The 13,796-nt window shown below is 28.7% G+C and carries 13 protein-coding genes; 9 read left to right on the top strand and 4 right to left on the bottom strand.

Going from position 1 to position 13,796, the window contains the following annotated elements; genetic code table 11:
- Window positions 1–294: 294 nt before the first annotated feature.
- Both I6E17_RS07730 and pssA read right to left on the bottom strand, forming a co-directional pair.
- Entirely contained in the window at window positions 295–1,329 is a 1,035-nt protein-coding gene (locus tag I6E17_RS07730) for a glycosyltransferase family 9 protein (protein ID WP_235236573.1), read from the bottom strand.
- 71 nt (window positions 1,330–1,400) lie between these two features.
- Window positions 1,401–2,120: a CDP-diacylglycerol--serine O-phosphatidyltransferase gene (gene pssA, locus I6E17_RS07725; protein WP_235236571.1), complete on the bottom strand. Its 720-nt coding sequence runs from the start codon at window positions 2,118–2,120 to the stop codon at window positions 1,401–1,403.
- 175 nt (window positions 2,121–2,295) lie between these two features.
- On the opposite strand from pssA, the gene trhA reads away from it, so the two are divergent.
- The 4 genes from trhA to I6E17_RS07705 all read left to right on the top strand — a co-directional run bounded on the left by trhA (window position 2,296) and on the right by I6E17_RS07705 (window position 6,048).
- Window positions 2,296–2,925: a PAQR family membrane homeostasis protein TrhA gene (trhA, locus tag I6E17_RS07720; protein WP_235236569.1), complete on the top strand. Its 630-nt coding sequence runs from the start codon at window positions 2,296–2,298 to the stop codon at window positions 2,923–2,925.
- A gap of 34 nt (window positions 2,926–2,959) precedes the next feature.
- Complete coding sequence (locus I6E17_RS07715) at window positions 2,960–3,106, top strand: hypothetical protein (protein ID WP_235236567.1); 147 nt, start codon at window positions 2,960–2,962, stop codon at window positions 3,104–3,106.
- Between the two features lie 16 nt (window positions 3,107–3,122).
- Window positions 3,123–5,621, top strand: coding sequence for an AMP-binding protein (locus I6E17_RS07710; protein WP_235236565.1), 2,499 nt, complete (start codon window positions 3,123–3,125; stop codon window positions 5,619–5,621).
- Between the two features lie 223 nt (window positions 5,622–5,844).
- Window positions 5,845–6,048: a cold-shock protein gene (locus I6E17_RS07705; RefSeq protein ID WP_235236563.1), complete on the top strand. Its 204-nt coding sequence runs from the start codon at window positions 5,845–5,847 to the stop codon at window positions 6,046–6,048.
- Between the two features lie 49 nt (window positions 6,049–6,097).
- Here the strand turns inward: I6E17_RS07705 and I6E17_RS07700 are convergent, their stop codons facing one another.
- Window positions 6,098–7,243, bottom strand: coding sequence for a hypothetical protein (locus I6E17_RS07700; RefSeq protein ID WP_235236561.1), 1,146 nt, complete (start codon window positions 7,241–7,243; stop codon window positions 6,098–6,100).
- A 189-nt stretch (window positions 7,244–7,432) separates the two neighbouring features.
- On the opposite strand from I6E17_RS07700, the gene I6E17_RS07695 reads away from it, so the two are divergent.
- The 4 genes from I6E17_RS07695 (at window position 7,433) to I6E17_RS07680 (ending at window position 11,699) form a co-directional block, all read left to right on the top strand.
- Window positions 7,433–8,083, top strand: a complete 651-nt coding sequence (locus I6E17_RS07695; protein WP_235236559.1) for a hypothetical protein — start codon at window positions 7,433–7,435, stop codon at window positions 8,081–8,083.
- Window positions 8,084–8,344: 261 nt separating this feature from the next.
- Window positions 8,345–9,751, top strand: coding sequence for an alanine/glycine:cation symporter family protein (locus I6E17_RS07690; protein ID WP_235236557.1), 1,407 nt, complete (start codon window positions 8,345–8,347; stop codon window positions 9,749–9,751).
- Window positions 9,752–9,903: 152 nt separating this feature from the next.
- On the top strand, window positions 9,904–11,457 hold the full coding sequence (locus tag I6E17_RS07685) for an ABC-F family ATP-binding cassette domain-containing protein (RefSeq protein ID WP_235236555.1): 1,554 nt from the start codon (window positions 9,904–9,906) through the stop codon (window positions 11,455–11,457).
- A 14-nt stretch (window positions 11,458–11,471) separates the two neighbouring features.
- Window positions 11,472–11,699 (top strand): DUF1653 domain-containing protein, encoded by a 228-nt coding sequence (locus I6E17_RS07680; RefSeq protein WP_235236553.1) that lies wholly within the window; start codon window positions 11,472–11,474, stop codon window positions 11,697–11,699.
- A gap of 65 nt (window positions 11,700–11,764) precedes the next feature.
- Here the strand turns inward: I6E17_RS07680 and I6E17_RS07675 are convergent, their stop codons facing one another.
- Window positions 11,765–12,655 carry a LysR family transcriptional regulator gene (locus tag I6E17_RS07675; protein WP_235236551.1) on the bottom strand — a complete coding sequence of 297 codons (891 nt, stop codon included), beginning with the start codon at window positions 12,653–12,655 and terminating at the stop codon, window positions 11,765–11,767.
- A 114-nt stretch (window positions 12,656–12,769) separates the two neighbouring features.
- On the opposite strand from I6E17_RS07675, the gene I6E17_RS07670 reads away from it, so the two are divergent.
- Window positions 12,770–13,783: a YeiH family protein gene (locus I6E17_RS07670; RefSeq protein WP_235236549.1), complete on the top strand. Its 1,014-nt coding sequence runs from the start codon at window positions 12,770–12,772 to the stop codon at window positions 13,781–13,783.
- Window positions 13,784–13,796: the final 13 nt, after the last annotated feature.

Below are 13,796 nucleotides of genomic sequence, written 5' to 3'. Positions count from 1 at the left end.
AGAAAAAATAGATGAGTATATAGTATATCCTAAATTAGGTGACAATGCAGGATTATTAGGAGCATTAGCATTAACATTGCAAAAATAATTTTATCAAAAGAGGCTGTTGTAAATTGGTGATTTTATATCATTGATTTGTTCAGCTTCTTTTTATTTTTATAAAAAAATAAAGATTATTCTTATAATTTCTGCTATTTAATATATTTTTTATTTAAAAGAAAAAATGCCAAAAAGAAAAACATCTTTTCAGCACTTTTGATTATTAAGATTATTTAAAAAATACAACAATCTTTTTTATTTATTTACATATTTTGAAAACATTTCTTCTACTTTTGATACCACATATTCAGGAGTAATCAATCTATATACTTCATCTCTTGTCATACCCTCTGTATTTTCTTTTAAATCATAAGGCTCTACTCCTTGATGTCTGTCATTTGCATTTGAAAGCCACTCTTTTTTACTTGAACTAGGGCTAAATATTGCAAAACTAGGAACATCTAAGCTTTGAGCAAGATGTCTTGGCCCTCCCTCATTTCCAAAAAACATATCACAATTTGAAAGAAGCATTCCAAGTTCTCTTATTGAAGATGTTTCTATATTTGAAAATATTCTTTTGCCGTTTTCAAGCATATTTTCATGAACATTTTTAGCAAAAGCCTTTTCATCTGGAGAATAATAAAAAATTATTTGTATATCTAAATCATTAAGAAGTTTTTTTATAACTTTTGTCATATTGTCCACTGGATAAACTTTTGCAGGAACTCTTGAATTTATAGCACAAGCTACTACTGGTTTTGAAAAATCAACCCCTGCTTTTTCCATTTTATTTTTCATATATTCTTTTTCTTCTGGAGTAATTGTTATTATATAATTTGAATCATACTTAATATCATATTTTTCTTCTAAAGGTTTAAGCATTTTTAAGAATTTATCAACCTTATCTTTTGTATCTCTTGGCTCTTCTATTTTATGAGTATATGTATAGCCTCTATGTTTTTTCTTTCTTCCTATTCTGTATTCTGCTCCAGGAGAAAACAAAGTAAAGACTTCACTTTTAGGAGTTGACATAATATCTATAACTATATCATATTTTTTTCTTGTAACTTTCCACACCTTTGCTAAATATTTAAAAGGATTCTTCTGCTCAGCTTTAGATATAGAAATTACATTATCAATATATTTATGATTTTCAAAAATTGGAGCTACATGTTCATACACAACATAATCTACCTCTGCATCAGGAAAAGACTTTTTCAATGTATTACACATAGGTGAAGCAAGGATAGAATCTCCTATCTGTTTGAATCTGACAATTAATATTTTCATAAAACCTCCGTTAAATACAATAAAGAGAGTGATACGAAATCACTCTCTGCTATTAATAATAAATAATATTATTATTCTTTATCTGTTGAATGTTTCATTTCTTTTCTATATAAATGATATTGGAATAAGTTATATATTATGTAGTAGAAAGAAACTATAAACATACTGTATTTTAATGTTACTAAAACAAGAATAACAAAAGGCATCATAAATTTTTTAGGAATTCTGAATACCTTGTCAGGAGTAAGGAATGTTATAGTTGATACCATAAGAATAGCTGCTATAATAGTTATTGCTATAAACACTTCTACATTAAAAAACTGATAGTCAAAATGCTTTTCTAGAGCCTGACAGATAAGAAGATAAGAAATTACAGAAGCTGCTCCATTTGGAATAGGCATTCCACTGAAATCGTCTTTTTCTTCAGAAGCTGTTGTTATAACATTAAATTTAACAAGTCTCATAACTCCACAAAGGGCATATATAAAAGCTACAGGAATTACTATTGAAACAAATTTAGGATACATTGAAAGAATTGAATAAACTAAAATACTTGGAGCTATTCCGAAAGAAATTGCATCAGAAAATGAATCAAATTCTTTACCAAATTCACTGAAAGCATCAAGTTTTCTTGCTGTTTTTCCGTCAAGTCCGTCACACACCATAGCTAAAAATATAAACCATATTGCATAATCTATATTCCCTCTAATTGATGAAGTTATACTTAAATAACCTAGAAGCATATTAGCAGCTGTTATTGCATTAGGTGCTATATATTTCTTTTCTACCATTTTTTAATCACTTCCCTATACTAATAATAAAATCACTTGATTTTACCACGAAAACAAAAAAAATACAATGGCATTTTGAAATAGTGCACATCTGCATATAAAGAGCCTTAAAAACCGAAAATAATAGACATTTTTATATTAATGAGCTATTATAATACTTAAAGGAGGTATATCCATGTCAAAAGAAAACTATGAAGAATATCTAAGTGCAATAACACACTACATTGGTGCTGGAATGGCTATTTCTGGGCTTATTGCTCTTATTTGTCATTCAGTTAAAATAGGTGAAAAAAATTATATTATTGGAAGTATTATTTTTGGAACTGCTCTTATTTTTTTATATACAATGTCAGGAACATATCATATACTAAAAATGGGAAGAGCAAAAAAAATATTCCGAATACTTGATCATGTAGCAATATATATTTTAATTTCTGCTTCTTATACACCATATATTTTTACAATTCTTACTGGAAAAATAAAATGGATTATATTTTTTGCTCAATGGGGACTTACTCTCATCGGAGTAATATTTAAAATATTTTTCACAGGACGATTTAAACTCGTTTCAACATTAATTTATCTTTTTATGGGTTGGATGGTAGTATTTGTTTTTAAAGATATTAAAGTAGGTTTAAGCACAGCTTCTCTTTACTGTCTTATTGCAGGAGGAATAACTTATTCACTAGGAGCTATTGTATATATGATAAAAAAAATTAAATTTGGACATGCTATATGGCATCTTTTTGTAATAGGAGGAAGTATTTGTAATTTCTTTTCAATATATTATCTGCCTGCGTTTTAAAGATTTTAAAATATCAATTTTTAAAGGAGAATAAATGAATTTTTATATAAAGCTTATTATAAAAATATTAGAAAAAAGTATGACAGGACAAGATTCTGAAATTTTATACAAACTAAAAAAGGGAATAGACTTGAATTCAGAAGATAAAAAAGAGTTAGAAGAGATAATTGATAATCTCTAAGAAGGAGGATTTTATAATGAAATTTGTAACAGATTTCAACAAAGAGGCTGTTATCTATAAAGATAAAAAATATACATATAAAGATATTATTAAAATGTCTAAATATTTTTCTTCTTTATTAATAATGAAAAAAAATGAAGATAAAGCTGTTATTTTTATGGAAAATAGGCCTGAATTTATATGCAGTTTTTTCGGAATTTGGAACAGTAAAGGTATACCTGTGAATATTGATGCTGGATATACAGCTGAAGAATTAGAATATATTCTTTCAGATGCAGATCCAAAATATATATTTACATCTGAGAAAAACCTACACACTGCAGAAGAAGCTGTAAAGCTTTCAGGAAAAGAGATAGAAATAATTAATGTTGATGTTCTCTCTGTTCCTGAGAATTTTAAAGTTGACGAATATGTAATTTATTCCCCTGATACAGAAGATACAGGAGTTCTTCTTTATACATCAGGAACTACTGGAAAACCTAAAGGTGTTGTTCTTACATTTGACAATTTAATGTCTAATGTTGATGCAATTACAGAAATTAAGCTTGCAACTCCTCAGGACAGAGTTCTTGCTCTGCTTCCTTATCATCATGTACTTCCTTTATCAATAAATCTTTTGATGGCTATTCACATAGGAACTCTTATTGTTATAAATGATGAACTTTCTGCACAAGCTATTCAAAATGCCCTAAAAACATATAAAATAACAATAGTTGTAGGAGTTCCAAGATTATGGGAAATGATTCATAAAGGAATTATGGGAAAAATAAAAGCCAATGGAATGGCTTTAAAAATGTTTAATATATGCAAAAAAATTAAAAGCCAAACACTAAGTAAAATTATATTTAAAAAAGTTCATGAAGGACTTGGAGGAAATATAAGATTTTTAGTTTCTGGAGGAGCTAAAATTGAACCTAATATTTTAGAAGATTTTAAAATTTTAGGAATAAAAGTTCTTGAAGGATATGGGCTTACTGAAACATCTCCTATAATAGCATTCAATAGACCTGATGATATTCACATAGGAACAGTAGGAACTACTATTCCTGGAGTAAGTGCAAAACTTGCTGATGACGGAGAAATTATTGTCAAGGGAAGAAATGTTATGAAAGGTTATTATAAAAGACCTGATGCAACAGAAGAAGTCATTGACCACAAAGGATGGTTTCATACAGGAGATCTTGGTAAAATAGAAGATGGATATATTTCCATTGTAGGAAGAAAAAAAGAAATGATAGTTCTTTCAAATGGTAAAAATATAAATCCTGCTGATATAGAAAATGAAATTTCAAAAGGAACTGACCTTATTACAGATATTGCTGTTGTAGAGCATAATAATCACCTTTTAGCTCTTGTATATCCTGATTTTGAAAAAGTTAAAGAAAGAAAAATTACAAATATTACAGAGACTTTAAAATGGGAAATTATTGATAGCTACAATGTAAAAGCTCCTGCTTACAGAAAAATTCTTGAAATTAAAATTGTAAAAGAAGAGCTTCCAAAAACAAAGCTTGGAAAATTAAGAAGGTTTATGCTTAAAGATATTATCAATAATCTTGATAAACCAAAAGCAGAAGAAAATAAAAAAGAACAAGCTATAAAAAAAGATGATAAAGAATACAGTACAAGAGAATTCCAGGCTCTTGCTTCATACATGAAAAAAGAACATGATCTTGATATTACTCCAGATTCTCATATAGAAATAGATTTAGGTCTTGATTCCCTTGATGTTGTAGAAATGAATGCTTTCATTGAGAAAACATTTGATTTTACAGTAAATGAAGATGAAGCTGGTGGAATAAAAGTTATAAGAGATATTTGTGAATATATAAGAGTTCACAGTAATGCTTATCATAAGGAAAGTGTAAATTGGAAAGATATCTTCAATGAAAAAATAGATTATCAGCTTCCAAAATCTTGGGCAGTTGGATTATTTAGAATTCTTACAGCACCTATTTTTAAGTTTTATTTGAGACTTACTAAAAAAGGATTGGAAAAAATAAGCAATGAACCTAGAATTTATGTTCTTAACCATGAAAGTTTTGCTGATGCCTTTGCTCTTGGACATATTTTTAGTTACAAGCAAGCAAAAGATACTTACTTCTTTGCTATAAAAAAACATTTTGAAAAACCAATAAGAAGATTTTTTGCTGACCGTGGAAATATTGTTCTAGTTGATATCAATAAAAATCTGAAAGAAAGTCTTCAGATTGCAGCTGAAGTCTTAAAAGAAAATAAAAATCTTGTAATTTTCCCTGAAGGTGCAAGAACGAGAGATGGAGAAGTACATGAATTTAAAAAATTCTTCGCAATTCTTTCAAAAGAGCTTAATATTCCTGTAACTGTAATAGGAATAAAAGGATTCTATGAAGCTATGCCATTTGGAAGTTCTTTCCCTAAATCTGGAAATGTTGAAATAGAAGTTCTTGGAGATGTTTTCCCTGAAGATAATACTATGGAAGAAATTGTAGAAAAATCAAAAAATATGATTATAGAGTGGAAAAAGAAACAATAATCTGAAAAAAGTATTATTCTGACTTTTATAATACATAATTTTTATAAAATTACTGCAAATTATATTGACAAATAAAAAAGAATAAGATATAATCTGCTTGTAATAGAGTAAAGGAAGTATAGATTTGAATTATAAGTATCTTTAATAAAAATACTTTAAGTATCAAAGCTAATATCTGTTTTTCTATTCACTAATAAAAAGTATTTTTATGGAGGTATTTTAAATGAACAAAGGTACAGTAAAATGGTTTAATGCTGAAAAAGGATTCGGATTCATCACTTCTGAAGAAGGAAAAGATTTATTCGTACACTTCTCTGAAATTCAAAAAGAAGGATTCAAAACTTTAGAAGAAGGAGAAAAAGTAACTTTTGATGTTAAAGAGGGACAAAAAGGACCTCAAGCAGCTAATGTTGTTACTGTTAAATAGTTCTAAAAATTAAAGCCTGTGGAAATCCACAGGCTTTTTTATTTTCTGATTAAAATTTCTGCCAATTTTTATACTCTCTTCTTATATCAAAACTTGTATAATTTTCAAGTTTTCTGTCTTTTACTATCTTCTTTGTCTTTAAATCATAAATATATCTTATAAATTTATTTTTAAATGAATTTCTTATATACTCCTCTTTTATAAAATGTATTTTATCATCTTTCTTGTAAATTCTTGCAGGGTAATACTGCTGCTGAACTGCCTTTGTATCAATAAGAGTTTCTGCATATTTTATAAAAGCTTCCCTCATATTTATATCCATCATTTGCTCATAGTATACTTTTTTATCATCATAAATTCTATATCCTATGATACTTCTATAATCATCTGTTTTTCTGTCATAATCAATATTTCTCTCTGTTTTTTCCTGAGCTCCATATTCATTAATTACCTTTGTATCTCCAGCTATCGCTTCATAAAGAGGACTTACTATCATTCTTATTTTTACCTTGCTTTTATCAAAGTCTCTCGCTTCCTCTACACTCATTTTTAAACGGTATTCCTCTTTTGATTTAAATGGAATAGAAAAATGTTTTACTTTTCTTTCTGTTTTTCCGTCACTTTCCTTTACTGTCTCTATATCTTCATAAGAATAAACTGTAAAAATCATTTCCTGAGTGTCTGCATTATATTCTATATTCATTCTTCCTGCATCATATATAAAATATGAATCTATAAGAAAATTTAAGTATTTTTTCTGATCTTTCTGAAGACGAATCATATATTCTTTTGTAGTTTCAAATTCACTTTTTCCAGCTGAATACATATATGTATTCTTTAAAGAATATCTTTTGACCATATATTCTTTTGCTTCTTCAAAACTCAGACCTTTTTCTTCCATCATTTTATCAAATCTATATTTATTATGATAAACTCCATTTTCATCAAACCCTCTTCTGTTTATCCCATTTTTATCATAGCCAAGTGAGTTATAACCTTGCTTATCATAACCATTTCTATTAAAGCCATATTTATTATAACCATCTATATCATAACCTTCTTCATCATAAAAAGATTTTGTTATTTTATTCATACGAATATTTTTTCCCTCAATATAGAAACCTTTATCATCAACCTTGTCTCCACAAGAAGTTAAAAGAATAACTAAAAGAAATAAAGTTAAAATTTTTTTCATTTTCGGCCTCCTACAATATCACATACATAAAGAATAACTTATCTGAAAAAAAAAATCAATCAGAAAGATAAAATTAATGTAATCTTTGTATAAAAAGTCAGTATTTCCATATAAATTTACAAGACATTGTTTTTAAAATCTTTATATGTTAAAATATTAATAAATATATTTTCATTCAGGTGGTGAGTCATGAAAAAAATAGGTGTTATGGCAGGAACTGTAATTGATACTGAAATGGGAGTAAATCTTTTAAAAGAAAGGGGCTTTGATGCCTTCGGATATTCTATCTCAAAAAACTGTTACGAACAAGATAGACTACAATTTTTATCAAAAGAAGAACTTGAAAATATCGTACTTAATAAACTTATTCACATGAAAAAAAATAATATGGATTCTTGTTTTGTCTACTGCAACTCATTAAGCAGTGCTGTAGATTTTAAAAAACTCGCTGAAAAAATTAATTTTAAAATTATAACACCCTATGATGCTTATAGCCTTATAGGAAATGACTATGACTTTATTTTCCTTATGGCAGCAAATAGTATCTCCACTAAAAATATAGAAGAATTTATTAAAGCTATAAATCCTAAAATAAAATTTCTTTCAGTTGGATTCTTAAGCCTTGTAAATAAAATAGAAGAATATAGAGATAAAGAAAACATCATGGAAAAAGCAGCTGTAAAAGATCTTTTAAATTTCTTTGAAAAAATAGAACCTGAGATAAATTCAAAAGCTATTATTTTAGCATGTACGCATTTCCCTTATATCAAAAAAGAAATTATTGCATCAACAAAACTTAATGTTGTAGATCCAGCTGATAAAATGATAGAACTATTATAAAAAATAGCGCGATTACTCATCGCGCTTTTCTTTTGTATCATATATTTATAAATTCTAAAGCCACTTCTTGTAATAAATAAAATTTTTTTAGACTTTAAAATTTTTACAAACAAAAATAAAATACTTTTAATTTATGAAGTATTTATAAAAAATATCTATATATTTTATAAAAAATATTTGCATTTATTTTGTCAATAAGCTATAATCTTTTCATATAATTTTTTAATTAATTAACTGTTAACATTTAAGGGGGGATTAAGAGTGGATTTTGGTATAATATCTGCAATATCTACAATTGTAAATTTTTTAAATAATATTTTCTGGTCATATTTACTTATTATTATTCTTATTGGAGCTGGAATTTATTTTACATTAAAAAATAATTTTGTTCAATTTAGAATGATGAAAGAAATGGTTATCCTTTTAAAAGAAGGAACAGGAGAAGCTAAACATGGAATATCTTCATTCCAAGCATTTTGTATAAGTACAGCTTCAAGAGTCGGAACAGGAAACCTAGCAGGAGTTGCTCTTGCTGTTGCTGCTGGAGGACCTGGAGCAGTTTTCTGGATGTGGCTTATAGCTCTTTTAGGTTCTGCATCAGCCTTTGTTGAAAGTACAATAGCACAAGTCTATAAGGAAAAAAATGGAACAGCTTTTAAAGGAGGACCTGCTTACTATATTGAAAAAGCTCTTCACTGCAGATGGCTTGGTTTAGTATTTGCTGTTTTAATATCAATAACTTATGGATTAGTATTCAACTCTGTTCAAGCAAATACTATCTCATTTGCTTTTGAAAATGCTTTTGGAATAGGAAGAACTTCTGTAGCAATAACTTTATTTATTCTTACTGGTCTTGTAATTTTTGGTGGAATTCACAGAATAGCAAGTATTTCTGAAAAAATAGTTCCCTTCATGGCTGTAATTTATGTTTTAATAGTTCTTGCTGTTTTAGCTATAAATATAAATAAACTTCCTGGAATAATAGTTCTTATTGTAAAAAGTGCTCTTGGACCTGAACAATTTATGGGAGGAGCTTTAGGAGCTGCTGTTATGCAAGGAATAAAAAGAGGATTATTCTCAAATGAAGCAGGAATGGGAAGTGCTCCAAATGCAGCTGCAACAGCACATGTTACTCATCCTGTAAAACAAGGACTTGTTCAAACACTTGCTGTATTTACTGACACTCTTGTTGTATGCAGTGCAACAGCTTTTTTAATCCTTGTTTCTGGAACATACAAAACATCTTCAGCTGATGGAATCGCTCTTACTCAAGAAGCTCTTACTTCACAAATAGGAAGTTTCGGAGGGCCTTTCGTAGCAATATGCATTTTCCTTTTTGCTTTCAGTTCTCTTGTTGGAAACTATTATTATGGAGAAGCTAATATCCAGTTTTTATGTCCTAAAAACAAATTTTTCTTAAATATTTATAGAGTTGCCTGCTTATTTATGATAAGTTTCGGAAGTGTTGCAGAACTTACATTTGTATGGAATCTTGCAGATTTATTTATGGCACTTATGGCATTTATAAATATTTATGCAATTACAAGACTTGGAGGTATTGCAAAAAGATGCCTTGATGACTATATTGCTCAGAAAAAAGCTGGAAAAGATCCTGTATTTAAAGCTAAAGAAGTTGGAATTACAGAAAATGTAGAATGCTGGGATTAAAATATAAATAATATAATAAATAAAATTCTCTTTAAAAAGCCTCATATCTTTGAGGCTTTTTCTATTTTATTTCTTTTCAAAAATTAATTTTTTTGATATACTGATATGTATTGTATAAAAAATGTTTTTAATATAAAGGAGTTTATGATTATATGAGTATTTTAGATGTCACAAATGTCAGCCATGGATTCGGAGCAAGACAAATTTTAGAAAATGTATCTTTCCGTCTTTTAAAAGGTGAACATATAGGGCTTGTTGGAGCTAATGGAGAAGGAAAATCCACTTTCCTTAATATTATTACAGGAAAACTTATGCCTGATGAAGGAAAGGTTGAATGGTGTAACCATATTACAACAGGTTATCTTGACCAATATAGTACTCTTGAAAAAGGAAAAACAATTCGTGATATTCTTCGTTCAGCCTTCAACCATATGTTTGAACTTGAAAAAGAAATGATTGCTATTTATGATAAGATGGGAGACTGTACTCCTGAAGAAATGGATATTCTTATGGAAGATGTAGGGGAAATACAAAGTATTCTTGAAAGCGGAGACTTTTATTCTCTAGACTCAAAAATAGAGGAATATGCAGCAGGACTTGGGCTTATGGATATAGGACTTGAAAGAGATGTAACAGAACTTTCTGGAGGACAAAGAGCTAAGATACTCCTTGCTAAAGTTCTTCTTGAAAATCCTATGATACTTATACTTGATGAGCCTACTAACTTTCTTGATGAAAATCATATTGCATGGCTTAAAAATTTTTTACAGAACTATGAAAATGCTTTTATCTTAGTTTCACATGATATTCCATTTTTAAATTCTGTAACAAATGTAATATATCACATGGAAAATGCAGAGCTTACAAGATATACAGGAGATTATTATCAATTTCAGGAAATGTATGAATTGAAAAAAAGACAATTGGAACAAGCATATAAAAAACAGCAAAAAGAAATAGAGCACTTAAAAGATTTTATTGCCCGTAATAAAGCCCGTGTTGCAACAACAAATCTTGCAAAAGACCGTCAAAGAAAACTTGACAGAATGGACATTATTGAAATGGCAAGAGAAAAACCAAAACCTATTTTTAGCTTTAAAGAGGCTCGTACTCCTGGCCGTGAAGTCATTACTGCTAAAAATCTTGTTATAGGATATGGAGAACCTCTTACAAAGCCTCTTAATTTTACAGTAGAGCGTAATCAAAAAATAGCAATAAAAGGTGTTAATGGTTTAGGAAAATCTACTCTTTTAAAAACTATGCTAGGACTTATAAAGCCTGTTTCAGGAGAGGTTGAACATGGACAATTTTTAGAAGTTGGTTATTTTGAGCAAGAAGAAATTGCCACATCAACAACAGCTCTTGATGAAATTTGGAATGAATTTCCAAGTATGACAAATGCAGAAGCAAGAGCAGCTCTTGCAAAATGTGGACTTACAAGAGACCATATTACAAGCCAGATGAAAGTTCTTTCTGGAGGAGAAAATGCAAAAGTTCGTCTTTGTAAACTTATGAACAGAGAAATAAATCTCCTTGTTCTTGACGAGCCTACAAACCATCTTGATGTTGAAGCAAAAGAAGAGCTTAAAAAAGCAATAAGAGAATTCAAAGGAACTGTTGTTTTAGTAAGCCATGAACCTGATTTCTATATGGATATCGTTACTGAAGTTTGGAATGTTGAGGATTGGACAACTAAAGTGGTTTAGGAGGATAAGTTATCATGAGAGAAATAAAAACTGGAATTTACAGGCATTTTAAAGGAAATAATTATAAAGTTCTATATATTGCTACACACACTGAAACAAGAGAAAAGCTTGTAATATATCAGGCTCTTTACGGAGAATTTGGAATTTTTGCAAGACCTTATGATATGTTTGCCTCTGAAGTAGACAAAGAAAAATATCCAAATATTTCTCAAAAATATCGTTTTGAGTTAATAGAAGAATAAAGATATATAAAATAATTTTAAAAAGATTGCTCTCTAAAAATATCAGAAAGCAATCTTTTTATTTTCTAGACTTTCAAATTTTTCATAAGTTCTTTAATAACATCACAGATCTCAAAAAGTTTATCTGTTTTTAGCATGTTTGGCAAGGCAACAAAAGAAAAGTCCCTTTCAAGAGAAAAATTTTCTAAAATAATTTCTTCTATTTCATCATTCTTTAATGCATTTTGTACAGCACAGTTATAAGCAAAAGTAATTCCTGAATCACTTTTTATAAGATTTAAAATCACGGGAATACTGTCTATTTCATGGAAAAAAATAAAATCTTCAGTGCTTATATTATATGTTTGACACTCACTTTCAAATATAGCTCTTGTTCCACTTCCTTTTTCTCTTAATATAATAGGTGCAGAAGTACATTCTTCAAGTCTCTTAAAATTTTTATACTTACTTCCTTTTTTACAAAATCCTGAAAATTTAGACTTCATAAAGGGGGCATGAGCATATTTCTGTTGATTAAAATTTCCTTCAATAAGTGCAAAATCAATTGTTCCCTCTTCAAGTTCCTTTAAAAGTTCACGGGTATTCTGAGTTGTTAACTCAAATCTTATATCTTTCCAATAATCTATCATTTTAGGAAGGAGATAAGGCATTATTCCCTCACTTATAGAAAGGGTTGCTCCAAATCTTATAGTTTTAACAACAGGCTGTTTTATTATTTCAGCAAACTGTTGTTCCATAGTAACCATCTTTTTTACCATATTATAAAATTGTTTTCCCTCTTCTGTAAGAATTATCCTTCTTCCTTCACGATTAAAAAGTTCTATATTATATTCAGTTTCAAGTGCTTTAAGTTGCTGACTTACAGCTGGCTGTGTCATATGAAGTTCCAAGGCAGCCTGTGTAGTACTTTCACATTCAGCAAGCTTTATGAAAGTATAAAGTTTTTGTTCAAGCATTTTATCACCTCTTATAAATTTTTCTTATTAATTAAGTAAAAATACTAATTTGATTTTATAATAAATTTTTTTTATAATCAAGTAGAAAAGTAAAATTTTTAGGAGGATTATTTAATGAAAAACTTTATTGTAAAAACTGCACCAGGATTTCTTGCATGTGTAATAATTTCTTTTTTATCTCAAAAAATTGCAGAATTTTTTCCTACTATAGGATCAGCACTTTTTGCAATAGGAATAGGTATTTTATGTGGAAATACTTTTTTAAATAAAGATTGTTTTGATGAAGGGACTCGTTTTTCTGAAAAAAATCTTTTAGAATATTCTATTGTTCTTACAGGTGCTGCTCTTATGCTTAAAGATATTGCAGCTCTTGGACTTTCAGGAATAGGATTTATTTTATGTCAAATGATTACTACAATCTTTGCTGCATATATAATAGGGCGTAAAATAGGATTTAACAAAAAGTTCTGTCTTCTTATGGGAGCTGGAAATGCTGTATGTGGATCATCAGCAATAGCAACTGTTTCTCCCGTTCTTGATGCTGATACAAAAGATAAAGGACTATCTATTACAATAGTAAATGTAACTGGAACAATACTTATGGTCCTTCTTCCTTTAATTACTGAAATCCTTTATAAACATGAAACTTTACAAACTTCTGCTATGATTGGAGGAATTCTTCAATCAATAGGACAAGTTATTGCAGGAGGACAGCTTGTAAATCCTGAAGTTACAGAAGTTGCTACTATTTTTAAAATCATTCGTATAATTTTTATTGTTCTTGTGGCACTTTCTTATTCTCATATCAATGCAGAACACGAAGAAAAACATATTTTTACAAAAGAAAAAAATAAAAAAGATAGTAAAATAAAAGCTGGTATTCCTTGGTTTATTATAGGATTTTTTATAATGGCATCTTTACACACAGCCCATCTTCTTCCTGAAGCTTTCACTAAGGGGGCAAAAACTATAAGCCAGCAATTTGAAATAATTGCTCTTGCTGCCATTGGTATGAGAGTTAAATTTAAAGATTTAATTTCAGAAGGACCTAAAGGAATGATTTATGGACTTGCTGTTGGAACATGTCAAGTAATAGCAGCTTTTATTTTGATTAATATATTTATTTAAATTTATTGACTTT

Origin of the sequence: Fusobacterium perfoetens, assembly GCF_021531595.1 — a bacterium.
GTDB lineage: Bacteria > Fusobacteriota > Fusobacteriia > Fusobacteriales > Fusobacteriaceae > Fusobacterium_B.
This window is presented reverse-complemented; position numbering and strand designations above follow the sequence as displayed.